Raw genomic sequence first — 16,171 nt, 5'->3', positions numbered from 1 at the left:
CCCTACCCTGGAAGAATGAGACTGACCCAGGGTGAAAAGTCGGAACGCAGCCAGGTTGCCATCCTCCAGGCGGCTCTCCACCTCTTCTCCAGGCAGGGCTACCGCGGCACCAGCATCCGGGAGATCGCCACCGAGGCGGGCCTTTCCACCGGGAACGTGTACCACCACTTCCCCGACAAGGAGACCCTCTTCACGACCCTCCTGGCCCAGTACTGGGAGGACATCGACGATCCGGAACTCCCGTTCAACAAGGCCCTGGCCGCCGGCGCCTTCCCCGACGACCTGGAGGCCCTGGCCCGGGCCGCCGAGCAGACCATCCGGGACCACCGGCAGTATGTGGCCCTGATCTATGTCGACGTGGTGGAGTTCGAAGGGAACCACATCCGGAAGTTCTACAGCGAGATGTCCGGGCGCTTCGCCAGGTTCCTGGAGGCCAGGTATCCCGGGGACGCCCTGAAAGAGCGCATGGCGCCCGGCTTCGAGCCCAGGACCGCCCTCATGATGGCCAGCCGCATCTTCCTGCAGTACTTCGCCGTGGAGATCCTGTTCGGCGTCCCGGAGCAGTTCGGTCTGCCGACCTCCGTGGCGCTGCGGGAGATGGCCGGGATCCTCCGCAAGGGCATGCTCAGGCCCGCCCCCGGCAAGGCTGCGAAGGTCCGCAAGGCGTGAACGCCGGCGGCGAGGAACCGCGTTGACAGGTCCCTCGGGCGGAGCGTACCATCGTCCCAACCAGTCACATACCAATCGTTCGTTTTGTTGTTCTGCCCGCCGGGAGAAATGATGAGCAAGCTCGGAATCGCGTTGACCGGGGTGGCGATCCTCCTCCTGGCGGCAACCGGACTGTCCGCTTGGCTTATCGCCAAGCGCCCGCTGCGGGTCTTCGCCTGGGCCATGCGCCGGACCTTGAAGCGCCTGGGCCTGGTCCAGATCGCCATCCCCTCCCCCTCCGGGCCCCAGAACGCCTTCCTCGGGGGCAACGGCCCCCTGCTCGTCCTGATCCACGGCGCGGGCGACCACGCGGGTACCTGGGCCAAGGTGGCCCCGGCCCTCCTGAAGGACCACACCCTCCTCATCCCCGACCTGGCCGGGCACGGCCAGAGCACCCCCGCGGCGGGCCCCATCGACACCGCCGTCATCGTCGCCGGCCTGGAGGCGGTGCTGGAGAACGCGTGCCAGGGCCGCAAGGCGACCCTCGTGGGCAATTCCCTGGGCGCCTGGATGGCCATGGTCATGGCCCAGCGCCTGCCCGGCCTGGTGGAGAAGGTCGTGGCCGTCAACGGCGGCTCCCTGCCGGGCTCCGGCAAGCCCGTGAACCTCCTGCCCACCACGCGCCAGGAGGCCCGGGAGACCATGGCCCAGTTGCGGGATCCGTCCAACCCCCCCGTCCCTGACACCGTCCTGGACGACATGATCCGCCAGGCCCGAACCAGCAGCCTCGCCCGATTCGCGGGAACCTTCGCCACCATGGCCCCCTGGCTCATGACCGAGGACCAGCTCCGCACCCTCCAGGTCCCCGTCCGCATGGTGTGGGGCACCGCCGACGCCCTCATGCCCCTGGAGTATGCCGCCCGCATGCAGGCGGTCCTCCCCGACTCCCGGCTCTTCCCCGTCGAGCGCTGCGGCCACGTGCCCCAGTCCGAAGCCCCCCGCCGCTTCCTGGACGCGCTGGCCAAGGCCCTGGAGGCCTGATTTCCCAAGCCGCCGGCGACGGTCCATGGCCAAGCCAGGGGCGATCGCCGGCGGGGATTCCCGGAGAGGGGTTGGCTCCTGCTCTCCGGGAATCCGGTCATGATTCCCTGTCCCGTTCATCCCTTGAATCGGCGTTCATCCTGTTCCCGCAGGGCCGAAGCCGGGATGGGCCGGAGCGCGGGTTGCGCGCATGAGCCGACCCATCGCGGCTTTGGCCCTGCGGGAACAGGATGGACGCCGATGCCTGGGATGAAGGGGATCAGGGTCCGGTCTTATTCGGAGTAGGGGCCCCACTGGATGACCGTCGAGGCCCAGACGAAGCCCAGGCCCGCGCCCACGAAGACGATCTTCGATCCGTCCTTGATCTTCCCGGCCTTCAGGCCCAGTTCGAGCGAGAGCACCTGGTCGTTCTGGCCGATGTGGCCGTATTCGTCGAGGTACGTGGTCTGTTCCTGGCCCAGGCCCAGCTCTGCAAGCACGGCGTCGTGGGCGCTGCGCTTGAAGTGCAGGATGGCCAGGTAGTCGATGGCGTCCTCCTGGAAGCCGGAGAGCTTCATGGACTCGCGGATCACGGTGTAGAAGTTGGGCATCGTGACCTCGCCGAGCTTGGCCTTGAAGGCCTCCTCGTCGGGCACCACGAAGTGGGCGCGCTCCAGGTCCCCGGCCGCGGGGGGCCACTCGCGGCTGCCCAGGGCCGGCACCACGCACATCTCGGACAGGGAGCCGTCGCCGCGGAAGGCCGAGGCCAGCACGGCGTTCCGGCCCGCGTTCTTGCGCAGCACCACGGCCGAGCCGCCCGAGCCGATGTCCAGCATGAAGCGGGTGGCGGGAACGTCGAGGTCGATGAGGTCGTTGTTGCGGTAGCCCGACACCAGCAGGACCGTCTGCAGCTCCGGGTGGCTGAACATCAGGGCCTTGGCCACGTCGAGGGCCGCCATCATGGAGCCGCACATGGCCTCCATGTCGAAGCTCCAGGCCTTCTTCGCGCCGATCTGGTTGGCCACGTAGAGCCCGGCCAGCCAGCAGGGGTAGTCCTTGTGCTGGGCGCCGCACCAGATCACCAGATCCACGTCACCGCCCGCGACGCCGGCCTGGTCCAGGGCCTTGCGCGCGGCGGCCAGGCCCATGAAGGCCGTGGTCTCGCCCGGGCCCGCCACCGGTTTCTCCTTCACGCCGAACTTGAGCGCGATGACGGGTTCGGGGATGCCGGTGGCGGCGGAGAGGTCCGCAGCGGTCAACTTGCCCTCGGGAAGCCAGGTCCCGTGCCCGATGATGCCTACATGCATTAGGGTCTCCAAAGAAGTGAATCGGTTCTCATTTCAATTACGCCGTTCGGGACCATTCGTCAAGGGGGACCAGCAGGCTCACCCCTTGCAACCCTGGGGAGTGAGGCTCCAAATGCTGAATTATGAGCAGAAAGATATCCCATGCCTTTTCGCTTGCGTGGGGGAATGGTGGAGTTTATATTTTTTAAAATACCGAATCAGTTCTCATTTTCAACCCCTGGTGCTTGGCTGGATGAAGGAGCGAGGCATGAAGACAGAGAGCCGGGGGAAGCCGGGGACCGAGGAGCGCCTGGTGGCGGCAGCGGTGCTCCTCTTTTCCAAGAAGTGGTACGGCACCGTGTCCGTGGCCGAGATCTGCCGCGCGGCAGGACTTTCCAACGGCGTCTTCTACCGCTACTTCGACACCAAGGAGGCCCTCTTCAAGGTCATCCTCGGGCGGGTCCTGGACCAGGTGCGGGAGGCGGTGGACAGCGTCCGGGGCAGCACGCCCCGGGAGCGCATCCGCAACTTCGCCGAGACCATCATCCGTTTCTCCGAGGAGCACCCCGACCTCATCTCGGTCTTCCGCGAGGGGCAGTACCGCCACATCGAGTACGAGAGGCGCCTCTCCGTCATCTACATCCACGCCCTCAGCTCGAGCCTGGGCCGGGAGATCGGGGTGCCCGAGTACCTCTACGCCCTGGGCGGCCTCCGGTTCTGCGCCATCGCCCGGGCCTTCGGCCACGCGCCGGTGGACGTCCAGTCCACCTGCGACATCCTCACCGACGGCCTCTTCCGGGGCCTCACCTTCGACCCCGCCAAGGTCTTCGGCGGCTCCGCCACGCCCCTGCCCCTCCCCCAGGAGGAGACGGCCCGGGACCGGCTCCTGCGCTCGGGCCGGAGGCTGTTCGGGGAGAAGGGCTTCTTCGAGACCAACATCCACGAGGTGACCGGCGGCGCCGGCCTGTCGGTGGGGGCCTTCTACACCTATTTCGAATCCAAGGAGACGTTCTACGCCGAGCTCATCGAGCGGGTCGGCCACGATGTGCGCGCGTTCATCTCCCGGAACCTGGCGAACCCGGATGCGGGAACGCCCAATGCCCTCGAACTCGAGCTCCGCGGACTCTGGCTCTGGGTCGTCTACCTCAACATCGACAAGTGGTGCTACAACATCGTGCGGGAGGCCGAGTTCATCCTGCCCCAGGCCGTGCGGCAGTACTACGGCGCCTTCGCCGCGGGCTACCGCAAGCGTCCCGCCCCCTACCGCGTCGTCGCCACCGCCCCCGGCGTGGACGAAGGCACCGCCATCGAATACCTCATGGGAATCGCCCACTACTTCGGAATCAAGACCGCCTTCGACGAGTCCACCGCCAACGCGCGGACCCTCGTGGACGGCGTCGGCGGCTACCTCAGCCGCGGACTCTCCGACTTCCTGGCCTAGGGCCACTCAAACATCAGTTTTTATGGAGGTTACATGAACCATCAGGAAATCTACGCCCGCAAACGGGTATCGGCGGACGAGGCCGTCACCCATATCCGCTCGGACAACGACGTCATCGTCGCCATGTGCGCCTCCGAGCCCCAGGGCTGCATGTCGAAGTTCCACACCGTGGCCGACCGGGTCGAGAACGTCCGGGTCTTCTCCTGCCTCACCCTCAAGCCGTACGACTTCTACATGCGGCCCGAGATGAAGGGCCACTTCGAACTGGCCAGCTGGTTCCATGCGCCGGGCTCCCGGGAGTCCCTGAAGAAGGGCCTGGGCCTGGTCACGTACGTGCCCAACATGCTCCACCGCGCCGCCAGCGACCGCATGCACGCGCACGTGCCCGACATCTTCTTCGGCACCTGCACCCCGCCGGACAAGAACGGCTTCGTGTCCCTGTCCCTGGGCCTCACCTACGAGAAGGACGTCATCGAGCGCGCCAGCACCGTGGTCCTCGAAGTGAACCCGCGTCTCCCGCGCACCCTGGGCGACACCCAGATCCACGTGTCGCAGGTGGACTTCTTCGTGGAACACGACCAGGAAGTGCCCGAACTGCCCGCCCCGAACCCCTCGGCCACGGACCACGCCATCGGCGCCTACATCGCCGACCTGGTGGAGGACGGCTCCACCATCCAGCTCGGCATCGGAGGCATCCCCAACGCCGCGGCCCTGGCCCTCAAGGGCAAGAAGGACCTGGGCGTGCACACCGAGATGTTCGTGGACTCCATGATGGAGCTCTACGAGCAGGGCGTGATCACGAACCTGAAGAAGGGCTTCAGGCCCGGGAAGTTCGTCACGACCTTCGCCATGGGCTCCCGCAAGCTCTACGACTGGCTCGACGACAACGTCGCCGTGGACTTCCAGCGCGGACGCTGGGTCAACGACCCCGCCGTGGTGGCGCAGAACACGAAGATGGTGTCCGTGAACACCTGCATCTCCGTGGACTTCACGGGCCAGGTGGCCAGCGAGTCCATCGGCGTGAACCAGTACTCGGGAACCGGGGGCCAGTCCGACACCGCCCAGGGCGCCGTGGCCGGCATCGACGGCAGGGGCAAGAGCATCATCGCCTGCTACAGCACCGCCAAGGGCGGCACCCTCTCCACCATCGTGCCCATGCTCCCCGAAGGCTCCGCCGTGACCCTGCACCGGTCCTACGTGGACCACGTGGTCACCGAGCACGGCGTGGCCCGCCTCCGGGGCCGCACCGTGCGCGAGCGCACGCACGAGCTCATCAACGTCGCCCATCCCGACTTCCGCGCCACCCTCACGGAGCAGGCGCAGAAGCTCGGCTACATCTGATCAGGCGGAATGCTTGGCCAGGAAGCCGAGGATGATGCTGTTGACCTCCGCCGCCTTCTCCACCACGACCACATGCCCGGAATCAGGAACCAGATGGAACTCCGAACCGGCAATCCCCCGATGCATGATCTCGCCGTACTTCCTGGGCTTGAGCACATCGTTCTCCGCCGACGCGATGCAGGCGGGGGCCTTGATGCGGCCCAGGTCGGCGGTGACGTCGAAGCGCTGGAAGCTCTCCAGCAGCCTCACGGCCGTGGGCAGGTCGAGGGTCGCGTAGCGCTCCTCGGCCATGGGGATCAGCTCGGGGTGCAGGGTCAGGAAGTGCTCGCCGTACACGTCCGGGAAGGTGAGGCGGAAGAAGGCGGCGCCGTCACCGAGCCGGGCGGCGATGATCCAGCGGTCGATGATCGCGCGGCAGATCGGGTCGCTGTGCGAAACGGACGCGATGATCGTCAGGGTGCGGACGCGCTCGGGATAGGCGATGCCCATCATGAGGTTCAGTTCGCCGCCGTAGGACGTCCCCACCATGTGCGCCTTCTCGAGGTCCAGCGCGTCCATGAGCGCCACCAGGTCGTCCGCATGCAGCTCGAAGGAATACTCCCCTCCGGGATGGTCGCTCTGCCCCTGGCCGCGCATGTCGTAGGTCAGCACGCGGTACCGGCGCGCCAGCTCGGGCAGCTGGAAGGCCCAGGACGTGGTGTTCATGAACACCCCGTTGTTGAGGATCACCAGCTCGCCGTCCGCGGGCCCGTGGAATTCGTAGAACATCTGGATGTCGTTGATGCGGATGCGTGGCATCGGAATCCTCCTGCTGGTTGTCACGGGGTCTTGGGGATACGGCATTATGCTCCCCGCTGGAAGGTCCAGGGCAACCCTTGGATCTCTCATCAAGCAAAGAAACACAATTGGTATCATTTAAGAGTTAAGTATCCTATTTACACACATATAGAATAAACGATTCAGTTCTCATCTTTTGGCTTGACAGGTTTTTTGATAGGTAGACAATTTCAAAGCAAACCAATCGTTCGTTTTCTTTAGGCCCCCTCCCTTGGGGAGGCATGGCGAGCCGGAAAAGGATCTGCCGACTCGCTCATGGAAGGTGGTCACCGGCCCGGACCAGACCCGCGCAAGAACCTATACAGGAGCTAGTGATGGAACGATACGCCACCATCGCATCCACAGGCTGCTATCTGCCTGGGATCAAGGTGCACAACGACGAGCTGCGCAAGACCTTCGCCCACCTCCCCGAGTTCATCGACAAGATGGAGGCCTCCAGCGGAATCCAGTGCCGCTGGCACGCGCCCGAGGACTGGGCCACCTCCGACCTGGCGCTGCCCGCCGCCCAGCAGGCCCTTGAGCGCGCCGGCCTGAAGCCCGAGGACGTGGACCTCATCATCCTGGGCACCGACTCACCCGACTACATCACCCCCGCCACCTCCGTGGTGCTGCAGCACAAGCTGGGCGCCGTGAACGCCGGCACCTTCGACATCGGCTGCGCCTGCGCGTCCTTCCCCACGGCGCTGGCCACGGGCGCGGGCTGGATCACCGCCAACCCGATGATCAAGACGGTCCTGGTGGTGGGCGTCTACCTCATGCACAAGCTCACCGAGGCGGGCGATCCCATGGGCTTCTTCTACGGCGACGGCGCGGGAGCGGCGGTGCTGGTGGCCTCGGACCGCCCCGGCTTCCTGGGCGCGGCGGCGCAGGCCGGCGGCGCCTACCACAAGCACTGGGGCATCTATTCGGGCGGCACCTACGAGCCCGCCACGGTGGAATCGGTCAAGGCCGGCCGCACCATGGTGAAGATGATCGAGCGCTACCCCCCCGAGATCAACCACGAGGGCTGGCCCCGGGTCGTGCGCAAGCTGGCCGCCAACTGCGGCTTCGCGATCCCCGACATCGACTTCATCGTCTTCACCCAGGTGCGCAAGGGCTCCATCGAGCTGGTCATGGAGAACCTGGGCCTGCCCATGGAGAAGACGCACACCATCATGGAGGAATGGGGCTACACGGGATCGGCCTGCATCCCCATGGCCCTGCACGACGCCCTCGAGAAGAAGAAGATCCGCTCCGGCGACCGCCTCGTGCTGGTGGGCTCCGGCGTCGGCTACAACCAGGCCGCCTGCGCCCTGATCATGCCCTGACGTTTCCCCGAGGAGTCGATTCATGTGCTGTAAACGGGACATCCTGGTGCTGAGCGGCGTGCGGACCGCCATCGGCGCGTTCGGCGGGAGTCTCAAGGATCTGGCTCCGAGCGAACTGGGCGGACGGATCGTGGCCGAGGCCATCCGGCGCTCCGGGGTGGATCCTGCGGCCATCCAGCAGGGCTTCGTCGGCAACATCCTCCAGACCGAACCCCGGGACGCCTACCTCTCCCGGTACTGCTGCCTGAAGGGCGGCATGTCCCACGCGTCGGTGGCCATGGGCGTCAACCGGCTGTGCGGCTCGGGCCTCCAGGCCGTCGTCAGCGCCGCGCAGCAGATCGAGCTGGGCGAGGCGGAGTTCACCCTGGGTGGCGGCGTGGAGTCCATGACCCGCGCCGGCCACCTGGTGCCCGGAGCCCGCTGGGGAGCCCGCATGGGCGACCTGCGCATGCTGGACATGCTGATGGGCACCCTCAACGATCCCTTCAGCTCCGCCCACATCGGCATGACGGCCGAGACCCTGGCGGCGAAGTGGGGGATCACCCGCGAGGAGCAGGACGCCCTCGCCCTGGAATCCCACCGCCGCGCGGCCCAGGCCATCGCCGAGGGACGGTTCCGGGACCAGATACTGCCCATCGAGCAGTCCACCCGCAAGGGCACCGTCGTCTTCGACCAGGACGAGCACGTGCGGAAGGACGTCACCCTGGCCAGCCTGGCGGCGCTCCGCCCCGCCTTCCTCGCCGAGGGCGGCACCGTCACCCCGGGCAACGCCTCGGGCATCAACGACGGCGCGGCGGCCCTGGTGCTGGCCGAAGCCAAGGCCGCGGCCCGCGCGGGCGCAACCCCCCTGGCCCGCGTCGCCGGCTGGGGCCTGGGCGGCGTCGACCCCGCCCTCATGGGCGAGGGGCCCATTCCCGCGGTCAAGGCCGCCCTGGCCTTCGCCGGCCTCAAGCTCTCGGACATCGACGTCATCGAATCAAACGAGGCCTTCGCGGCCCAGTCCCTCGCCGTGAGCCGGGGCCTCGATCTGGACCCGGCCAGGACCAACATCAACGGCGGCGCCATCGCCCTGGGCCACCCCATCGGGGCCACGGGCGCCATCCTGGCCGTCAAGGCCATCCACGAGCTCAACCGGACCAGGGGCCGTTATGCCCTGGCCACCCTCTGCATAGGCGGCGGACAAGGCATCGCCGCAATTTTCGAGCGGGTCTAGCAGACCCGGCACCGCGCAGCACCTGCAGTTCTCCCCTCCCCCTCCACGGATCCGGGTTCACCAACCCCATCCACCCTTTCAACGAAGGAGCCAGAATGAACGTCAAGCTCGCAATCATCGCCGCGTCGGTCGCAGCCACGACCCTCCCGGCCCAGACCCCGATCGCGGTCACGGGCGCCACCAACATCTCCATCTCGGGCCTGCTGTCGGTGGGCGTGAAGAACTCCTCCATCAGCCAGGGCAACGCTGCCGTCGGGCGCAACACCGCGACCGAGACCCACGTCGACGACAACACCTCGCGCCTGATCGTGGCGAGCAACTCGAAGATCGCCGACGGCTGGAACGTCCTGTTCCGCCTCGAGAGCCGCTTCACCCCCAACGTCCGGCCCGGTGACGCGCTCCTGCAGCCCCTGGGCGGCCCCCCCGCGGGCTACAGCGTCGGCGACGCCACCGGCTGGGCCGACGGCGACACCTTCGGCGGCGTCTCCTCCCCCTACGGCACCATCACCGTCGGCAAGTCGACCCTCTACTACACCGACACGATCTCCGCCGGCTACCTGGCCCCCGTCCTCGAGCAGCCCGGCGAGTCCTACCGGATCTGGGATGCCAACGGCCTGGCCTCCTTCAACATCCTGTCCACCTACAACACCGGCACCGTGACCAACGGCGTGCTCGCCCCCGCCACCCGCAACATCCTGGGCAACACCCGCTCCCGCAACGTCGTCCGCTACGACTCCGTCTATTTCAAGCCCGGCGCCGGCAACCTCCTCAACTTCTCCCTCGCCTGGTCCAAGAACGCCGCCGGCCCCCAGAACGTCTTCGTCTCCAACGCCAACGGCTCCACCTATGAAGGCGGCCAGACCGTCTACGCCAAGGCCGTCTTCAACGGCCACGGCTTCTCCGCTTCCGCCAGCTACCTCGACCAGAAGATGCAGGGCGTGCTCGCTTCCGCCCCCCTCACCGAGCTGAAGGCCACGCGCCTGGGCGTCTCCTACAAGATCCAGGGCCTCAAGTTCGGCGTCATCCTCGACGACACCAACATGATCAACGGCATCACCACCGGCACGGTCCTCTCCGACGCCAAGCGCACGGCCTTCGAAGTGCCCGTTTCCTACTCCTTCGGGGATCATGCCTTCTACGCCACGTACTCGGCCGCCGGCAAGACGTCCTCCCTCGACAAGACCGGCGCCAAGCAGCTGAACCTGGTCTACGACTACGCCATGACCAAGCGCGCCTTCATCGGCGTCTACTACACGAAGATCGACAACGACACCAACGCCTACTACCAGCCCTTCCTCACCGGCTACAGCCCCTTCGGCGGATCGGCCATCGCCAAGGGCGAAAGCTGGCGCCAGGTCGGCATCATCATGAACTACTGGTTCTAAACTAAACCCAAGCCCATCATCAGGAGGTTCCATGAAACTGAAGAGCATTCTCCTCGGCGGCCTCGCGGTCGCCATGGCCCTGGCGGCAGGCACCGCCTCGGCCCAGGACATCAAGATCGCCCACGTCTATGACAAGACGGGGGTCCTGGAGGCCTACGCCAAGCAGACCCAGACCGGTCTGATGATGGGCCTGCAGTACGCCACCAAGGGCACCATGATGGTCAACGGCCACAAGCTGGTGCTCATCGAGAGGGACAGCCAGGGCAAGCCCGACGTGGGCAAGTCCCAGCTGGCCTCCGCCTTCGCCGACGACAAGGCCGACATCGCCGTCGGCCCCACGTCGTCCGGCACCGCCCTGGCCATGCTGCCCGTGGCCGAGGAGTACAAGAAGATCCTCCTGGTGGAGCCGGCCGTGGCCGATTCCATCACCGGGGACAAGTGGAACCGGTACATCTTCCGCACCGGCCGCAACTCGTCCCAGGACGCCATCTCCAACGGCGTCGCCCTGGACAAGGAGGGCACCAACATCGCCACCCTGGCCCAGGACTATGCCTTCGGCAAGGACTTCGTCAAGGCCTTCAAGGGCGCCCTCAAGCACGCCAAGCTCGTGCACGAGGAATACCTGCCTGCCAACACCACGGACTTCACGGCCGGCGCGCAGCGCCTGTTCGACAAGCTCAAGAACCTCAAGGGCCGAAAGATCATCTTCATCAACTGGGCAGGGGCCGGCAATCCGTTCAAGATCGCGGACCTGGACCCCAAGCGCTTCGGCATCGAGATCGCCACCGGCGGCAACATCCTGCCGGCCCTCGCGGCCTACAAGCCCTTCCCCGGCCTGGAAGGCGCGGCCTACTACTACTACGAGATCCCCAAGAACCCGATCAACAGGTGGCTGGTCGACGAGCACATGAAGCAGTTCAAGACCCCGCCCGACTTCTTCACCGCCGGCGGCATGTGCGCGGGCCTCGCCGTTGTTGAGGCCCTGAAGAAGACCGGGGGCAACACCAACACCGAGAAGCTCATCGCCACCATGGAAGGCATGTCCTTCGAGACCCCCAAGGGCAAGATGACCTTCCGCAAGGAAGACCACCAGGCCATGCAGACCATGTACCACTTCAAGATCAAGGTCGATCCCAACGTCGCCTGGGCCATCCCCCAGCTCGTCCGCGAGATCAAGGCCGAGGAAATGAACATTCCCATCAACAACAAGCGCTAGGACGTACCGTGGCCGGTGGCGCGGGGGCCGACCCCTCCGCGCCACCGGTTACACTCAGGCATCCCGATCACCCACCCCATACGAGCGTCAATGACCTTCGCCCTTGAAACCCAAGATCTGACCATCCGGTTCGGCGGCCACGTGGCCGTCAACGCGGTGTCCTGCGGGTTCGCCCCCGGCACCCTGACAGCCATCGTCGGGCCCAACGGCGCCGGCAAGACCACCTACTTCAACCTCATCTCGGGCCAGCTCAAGGCCAGCTCCGGGAAGGTGTTCCTGCACGGGCAGGACATCAGCTCCACCTCGGCCCCCCAGCGGAGCCACCGCGGCATCGGCCGCGCCTTCCAGCTCACGAACCTGTTCCCCTACCTCACGGTCCTGGAGAACATCCGGCTGGCGGTGCAGTCCCGCGCGGGCCTGGGGCTCAACCTCTGGAGCATCTGGAGCAACCACAAGGAACTCATCGGCCGCGCCGAGGAGGTGCTGGAGACCGTCGCCCTCACCGGGAAGCGGGACTGGGCCGCCGCCGCGCTGCCCCACGGCGACCAGCGCAAGCTGGAGGTGGCCATCCTCATGGCCCTGGAGCCGGACGTCTTCATGTTCGACGAGCCCACCGCGGGCATGAGCGTGGACGAGGTGCCGGTGATCCTGGACCTCATCCGCGGCCTCAAGACGCGCAGCGACAAGACCATCCTCCTCGTGGAGCACAAGATGGACGTGGTGCGCGAACTCTCGGACCGCATCATCGTGCTGCACAACGGAGCCCTCGTGGCCGACGGCGCGCCGGCGGACGTGATCGCCTCGCCCATCGTGCAGGAAGCCTATCTGGGCATCGAGGTGGCCAAATGACGAACCCGCTCCTGCACCTCGAAGGGGTTCACACCCACATCGGCGCCTACCACATCCTCCAGGGGGTGGACCTCCAGGTCGCCCACGGCGAGATGACCGTCCTGCTGGGCCGCAACGGCGCCGGCAAGACCACCACCCTGCGCACCATCATGGGCCTCTGGAACCCCTCCAAGGGCTCCGTCAAGTTCGAGGGCCAGGACATCGGCGCCTTCCAGACCCCCGACATCGCCCGCCTGGGCATCGCCTACGTGCCGGAGAACATGGGCATCTTCGCCGACCTCACGGTCCGCGAGAACATGATCCTCGCCGCCCGGGGCGCCCGCAGCATCGAGGACGTGGACGCCAGGCGCCTGGACTGGATCTTCGGCCTGTTCCCGGCCATGAAGAAGTTCTGGCAGCATCCGGCGGGCCTCCTCTCCGGCGGCCAGAAGCAGATGCTCGCCGTGGCCCGGGCCATCGTCGAGCCCCGCAAGCTGCTGCTCATCGACGAGCCCAGCAAGGGGCTGGCTCCCGCCATCATCCAGAACATGATCGCGGCCTTCCGCGAGCTCAAACAGACCGACACCACCATCCTGCTGGTGGAGCAGAATTTCAATTTCGCGCGGCAGCTCGGGGACCAGGTCGCCGTCATGGACAACGGCCGCGTCGTGCACGCGGGCACCATGGCCGCGCTGGCCGAGGACGAGAAGCTGCAGCAGAGCCTGCTGGGCCTTTCCCTGGGGGCCCATCAATGATCAAGGAGTGCAGATGAGTTCTCCCGCCACCACGGTCCCTGTCGCCGACGCCCTGCCGGCCGTCAAGATGGACCGCCTCCCCCTGCTGCTGGTGCCGGTCCTGGCGCTCGTGGCCCTGCCCTTGACCGGGTCCTTCTCCACCTGGGTCACGCTCACCTTCGCGGGTCTTGCCATGGGGATGATCATCTTCATCATCGCCTCGGGCCTCACCCTGGTCTTCGGCCTCATGGACGTGCTCAATTTCGGGCACGGCGTCTTCATCACCCTCGGGGCCTTCCTGGCCACCACGGTCCTGGGCTCCATGTCGGCCTGGACCGAAAGCGAGAGCCTGATCCGGAACCTGGGCGCCATCTTCCCGGCCATCCTCGTCGCCATGGTCGTGGCGGGCATCGTGGGCCTGGCCTACGAGCGCGTCATCATCCGGCCCGTGTATGGCCAGCCCCTCAAACAGATTCTCATCACCATGGGCGGCATGATCGTGGGCGAGGAGCTCATCAAGGTCGTGTGGGGGCCGGAGTCCGTGCCCCTGCCCCTGCCCGCGGCCTTCCGCGGCTCCCTCCTCTTCGGCGAGGCCGCGGTCGAGAAGTACCGCATCGCAGCCGTGGTGGTGGGCCTGGCCGTGTTCGCCATCCTGTACTGGGTCCTCAGCCGGACCAAGGTGGGCCTCCTGATCCGCGCCGGCGTCCACGACCGGGAGATGGTCGAGAGCATGGGCTACCGCATCAAGCGCCTGTTCATCGGCGTGTTCGTGGCGGGCTCCGCCCTGGCGGGCCTGGGCGGCGTGCTCTGGGGCCTCTACCAGCAGGGCGTGACGCCCCAGATCGGCAGCCAGGTCAACGTCCTGCTCTTCATCGTCATCATCATCGGCGGCCTGGGCTCGGTGGGCGGCTGCTTCCTCGGGGCCCTCCTGGTGGGGCTGATGGCCAACTACACCGGCTTCCTCGCCCCCAAGGTGGCGCTCTTCTCCAACATCCTGCTGATGGTGCTCGTCCTGGTGTGGCGGCCCAGAGGGCTCTACCCGGTGGTGAACCGATGATCCTCAAAAGCCTCTTTTCCGGCGACATGCCCCGCAGCCGCGTGCTGACGGTGCTCCTCCTCCTCATCCTGGCCGGGCTCCTGCTCACGCCCTTCGTCTTCCCCGGCGCCAAGTCCATCAACGTCGCCGCCAAGATCTGCATCTTCATCGTGCTGGTGTCCAGCTTCGACCTGGTGCTGGGCTACACCGGCATCGTCTCCTTCGCCCACACGATGTTCTTCGGCATCGGCGCCTACGGCGTCGCCATCGCCCTGACCCACATGGGCCCCACCTGGGGCGCGGTGGCCGCGGGCGTCGCGGTGGCCCTCGTCCTGTCCCTGGTGCTCTCCCTGGTCATCGGCCTCTTCAGCCTCCGGGTGAAGGCCATGTTCTACGCCATGATCACGCTGGCCGTGGCCACCGCGTTCATGACGCTGGCCTCCCAGCTCTCGGACCTCACCGGCGGCGAGGACGGCCTCAGCTTCAAGGTGCCGACCATCCTGCAGCCCAGCTTCTCGCTGCGGGAGGCGCCCTTCCTGGGCGTGTCCCTGGACGGCAAGCTCATCTCCTTCTACCTGCTCATGGCCGTCACCATCGTGCTCTTCCTCGTCATGCTGCGCATCGTCAACTCCCCCTTCGGGCGGGTGCTGCAGGCCATCCGCGAGAACGAGTTCCGGGCCGAGGCCCTCGGCTACCGGACGGTGGTGTACCGCACCGTCTCCAACGTGCTGTCGGCCCTCTTCGCGACCCTGGCGGGGTGCCTGCTGGCCATGTGGCTGCGCTACAACGGGCCAGACACGTCGCTCTCCTTCGAGATCATGATCGACATCCTCCTGATGGTGGTCATCGGGGGCATGGGGACCATGTACGGCTCGGTGGTGGGCGCCACCCTCTTCCTGGTCGCCCAGAACTACCTGCAGGACCTCATGAAGCTCGGCAGCACCGCCGCCAGCGGCGTGCCCTTCCTGCGCAACCTCCTGGCCCCGGACCGCTGGATGCTCTGGCTGGGCCTCTTGTTCATCCTGAGCGTGTACAAGTTCCCCACCGGCATCGTCGGCAAGCTCAGGGCGAGGCTGCGGAGCGCCACATGAGCCTGGTCCGCCTGGAGACCGCAGGAGGCGTGGCCCGGGTCACGCTCTGCCGGAAGGGCATGCAGAACGCCCTCGTGCCCGAACTGCTGGAGGACCTCCTCCAGGTGCTGGGGCAGGTGCGGCACGACCCCGGCGCGCGGGCGGTGCTGCTTTCCGCCGAAGGCCCCGCCTTCTCCATCGGCGGGGACATGCGCCGCTTCCAGAAGGAGCGCGGGAACCTGCTGGCGTATTCCAGCCGCCTCGTGGGCCTGCTCAACGAGGCCATCCTGGCCCTGGTCGAGCTGCCCCAGCCCGTGGTGGCCGCCGTGCACGGCGTGGTCACCGGCGGGTCCCTGGGCCTGGTGCTGGCGGCGGACCTGGTCTACCTGGCCCCCCGGGCCGTATTCAAGGCCCACTACACCACCGCGGCCTTCGGCCCCGACGGCGGCTGGACGGCCCTCGTGCCCCGCCTGGCGGGCCTGCGCCGCGCCGCCTCGGCCCTCATGCTCAACCGCACCGTCCGGGCCGAGGACGCGGTGGAGTGGGGCCTGGCCACGGCCGAAGCCCCCGCCGACACCCTCCTGGAGGTCGCCGGGGCCGCCGCGGCCCGGCTGGCATCCTTTCCCGCCGGCACCCTGCGTGCCGCCAAGGACCTGCTTTGGGGGGACCGAACCTCCCTCGCCGCGGGCCTCGAGGCCGAGCGCAGGCACTTCCTGGAACTGGTGGCGCAGCCGGCCGCCATGGAGGGCGTCGACGCCTTCCTCCGCGATTTCCACGACTACCCGCAGGGCGACGACTAGGAGCGCACC

General features: G+C 67.1%; 15 protein-coding genes. 13 read left to right on the top strand and 2 right to left on the bottom strand.

Annotated features, from left to right (window positions below; all coding sequences use genetic code 11):
* The first annotated feature begins 15 nt into the window (after positions 1-15).
* A complete protein-coding gene (locus ACZ5MC_RS08170) occupies positions 16-669 on the top strand; it encodes a TetR/AcrR family transcriptional regulator (protein WP_464517489.1) in 654 nt (217 codons plus the stop codon).
* Positions 670-780: 111 nt separating this feature from the next.
* On the top strand, positions 781-1,689 hold the full coding sequence (locus ACZ5MC_RS08165) for an alpha/beta fold hydrolase (protein ID WP_464517488.1): 909 nt from the start codon (positions 781-783) through the stop codon (positions 1,687-1,689).
* Positions 1,690-1,961: 272 nt separating this feature from the next.
* On the opposite strand, the gene ACZ5MC_RS08160 is transcribed toward ACZ5MC_RS08165, so the two are convergent.
* Positions 1,962-2,975 carry a 3-oxoacyl-ACP synthase gene (locus tag ACZ5MC_RS08160; RefSeq protein ID WP_306599826.1) on the bottom strand — a complete coding sequence of 338 codons (1,014 nt, stop codon included), beginning with the start codon at positions 2,973-2,975 and terminating at the stop codon, positions 1,962-1,964.
* A gap of 247 nt (positions 2,976-3,222) precedes the next feature.
* Here ACZ5MC_RS08160 and ACZ5MC_RS08155 point away from each other — a divergent pair, with 247 nt between their 5' ends.
* Both ACZ5MC_RS08155 and ACZ5MC_RS08150 read left to right on the top strand, forming a co-directional pair.
* Positions 3,223-4,395, top strand: coding sequence for a TetR/AcrR family transcriptional regulator (locus ACZ5MC_RS08155; RefSeq protein ID WP_306599825.1), 1,173 nt, complete (start codon positions 3,223-3,225; stop codon positions 4,393-4,395).
* A gap of 33 nt (positions 4,396-4,428) precedes the next feature.
* The gene (locus ACZ5MC_RS08150; RefSeq protein WP_306599824.1) at positions 4,429-5,736 is read left to right on the top strand and encodes an acetyl-CoA hydrolase/transferase family protein; all 1,308 of its coding nucleotides are present in this window, start codon (positions 4,429-4,431) and stop codon (positions 5,734-5,736) included.
* Here the strand turns inward: ACZ5MC_RS08150 and ACZ5MC_RS08145 are convergent, their stop codons facing one another.
* On the bottom strand, positions 5,737-6,534 hold the full coding sequence (locus ACZ5MC_RS08145; RefSeq protein ID WP_306599823.1) for an alpha/beta fold hydrolase: 798 nt from the start codon (positions 6,532-6,534) through the stop codon (positions 5,737-5,739). It abuts the gene before it with no gap.
* A gap of 353 nt (positions 6,535-6,887) precedes the next feature.
* On the opposite strand from ACZ5MC_RS08145, the gene ACZ5MC_RS08140 reads away from it, so the two are divergent.
* The 9 genes from ACZ5MC_RS08140 (at position 6,888) to ACZ5MC_RS08100 (ending at position 16,162) form a co-directional block, all read left to right on the top strand.
* The gene (locus ACZ5MC_RS08140) at positions 6,888-7,880 is read left to right on the top strand and encodes a 3-oxoacyl-ACP synthase III family protein (RefSeq protein WP_306599822.1); all 993 of its coding nucleotides are present in this window, start codon (positions 6,888-6,890) and stop codon (positions 7,878-7,880) included.
* Between the two features lie 22 nt (positions 7,881-7,902).
* On the top strand, positions 7,903-9,093 hold the full coding sequence (gene bktB, locus ACZ5MC_RS08135; RefSeq protein WP_464517487.1) for a beta-ketothiolase BktB: 1,191 nt from the start codon (positions 7,903-7,905) through the stop codon (positions 9,091-9,093).
* Between the two features lie 95 nt (positions 9,094-9,188).
* Positions 9,189-10,478 carry a porin gene (locus ACZ5MC_RS08130; RefSeq protein WP_306599820.1) on the top strand — a complete coding sequence of 430 codons (1,290 nt, stop codon included), beginning with the start codon at positions 9,189-9,191 and terminating at the stop codon, positions 10,476-10,478.
* A 31-nt stretch (positions 10,479-10,509) separates the two neighbouring features.
* Complete coding sequence (locus tag ACZ5MC_RS08125; protein ID WP_464517486.1) at positions 10,510-11,694, top strand: substrate-binding domain-containing protein; 1,185 nt, start codon at positions 10,510-10,512, stop codon at positions 11,692-11,694.
* A 90-nt stretch (positions 11,695-11,784) separates the two neighbouring features.
* Complete coding sequence (locus ACZ5MC_RS08120) at positions 11,785-12,543, top strand: ABC transporter ATP-binding protein (RefSeq protein WP_306599818.1); 759 nt, start codon at positions 11,785-11,787, stop codon at positions 12,541-12,543.
* Positions 12,540-13,277, top strand: coding sequence for an ABC transporter ATP-binding protein (locus ACZ5MC_RS08115; protein WP_464517485.1), 738 nt, complete (start codon positions 12,540-12,542; stop codon positions 13,275-13,277). The genes ACZ5MC_RS08120 and ACZ5MC_RS08115 overlap by 4 nt, the downstream gene beginning before the upstream one ends.
* 13 nt (positions 13,278-13,290) lie before the next feature.
* Entirely contained in the window at positions 13,291-14,313 is a 1,023-nt protein-coding gene (locus ACZ5MC_RS08110; protein ID WP_306599816.1) for a branched-chain amino acid ABC transporter permease, read from the top strand.
* On the top strand, positions 14,310-15,383 hold the full coding sequence (locus tag ACZ5MC_RS08105) for a branched-chain amino acid ABC transporter permease (RefSeq protein WP_306599815.1): 1,074 nt from the start codon (positions 14,310-14,312) through the stop codon (positions 15,381-15,383). Before ACZ5MC_RS08110 ends, ACZ5MC_RS08105 begins: the two co-directional genes overlap by 4 nt.
* Positions 15,380-16,162, top strand: coding sequence for an enoyl-CoA hydratase/isomerase family protein (locus tag ACZ5MC_RS08100; RefSeq protein WP_464517484.1), 783 nt, complete (start codon positions 15,380-15,382; stop codon positions 16,160-16,162). Before ACZ5MC_RS08105 ends, ACZ5MC_RS08100 begins: the two co-directional genes overlap by 4 nt.
* Positions 16,163-16,171: the final 9 nt, after the last annotated feature.

Source organism: Mesoterricola sp. JemC181 (assembly GCF_055384585.1).
The sequence above is the reverse complement of the archived record's forward strand: the minus strand, read 5'-3'. Positions and strand labels throughout refer to the sequence as shown.

Coding starts and splice junctions, on each gene's coding strand:
- ACZ5MC_RS08105 (WP_306599815.1), top strand. CDS start 14,310: ATGATCCTCAAAAGCCTCTTTTCCGGCGACATGCCCCGCAGCCGCGTG.
- ACZ5MC_RS08145 (WP_306599823.1), bottom strand. CDS start 6,534: ATGCCACGCATCCGCATCAACGACATCCAGATGTTCTACGAATTCCAC.
- ACZ5MC_RS08110 (WP_306599816.1), top strand. CDS start 13,291: ATGAGTTCTCCCGCCACCACGGTCCCTGTCGCCGACGCCCTGCCGGCC.
- ACZ5MC_RS08100 (WP_464517484.1), top strand. CDS start 15,380: ATGAGCCTGGTCCGCCTGGAGACCGCAGGAGGCGTGGCCCGGGTCACG.
- bktB (WP_464517487.1), top strand. CDS start 7,903: ATGTGCTGTAAACGGGACATCCTGGTGCTGAGCGGCGTGCGGACCGCC.
- ACZ5MC_RS08150 (WP_306599824.1), top strand. CDS start 4,429: ATGAACCATCAGGAAATCTACGCCCGCAAACGGGTATCGGCGGACGAG.
- ACZ5MC_RS08170 (WP_464517489.1), top strand. CDS start 16: ATGAGACTGACCCAGGGTGAAAAGTCGGAACGCAGCCAGGTTGCCATC.
- ACZ5MC_RS08120 (WP_306599818.1), top strand. CDS start 11,785: ATGACCTTCGCCCTTGAAACCCAAGATCTGACCATCCGGTTCGGCGGC.
- ACZ5MC_RS08130 (WP_306599820.1), top strand. CDS start 9,189: ATGAACGTCAAGCTCGCAATCATCGCCGCGTCGGTCGCAGCCACGACC.
- ACZ5MC_RS08155 (WP_306599825.1), top strand. CDS start 3,223: ATGAAGACAGAGAGCCGGGGGAAGCCGGGGACCGAGGAGCGCCTGGTG.
- ACZ5MC_RS08165 (WP_464517488.1), top strand. CDS start 781: ATGAGCAAGCTCGGAATCGCGTTGACCGGGGTGGCGATCCTCCTCCTG.
- ACZ5MC_RS08160 (WP_306599826.1), bottom strand. CDS start 2,975: ATGCATGTAGGCATCATCGGGCACGGGACCTGGCTTCCCGAGGGCAAG.
- ACZ5MC_RS08140 (WP_306599822.1), top strand. CDS start 6,888: ATGGAACGATACGCCACCATCGCATCCACAGGCTGCTATCTGCCTGGG.
- ACZ5MC_RS08115 (WP_464517485.1), top strand. CDS start 12,540: ATGACGAACCCGCTCCTGCACCTCGAAGGGGTTCACACCCACATCGGC.
- ACZ5MC_RS08125 (WP_464517486.1), top strand. CDS start 10,510: ATGAAACTGAAGAGCATTCTCCTCGGCGGCCTCGCGGTCGCCATGGCC.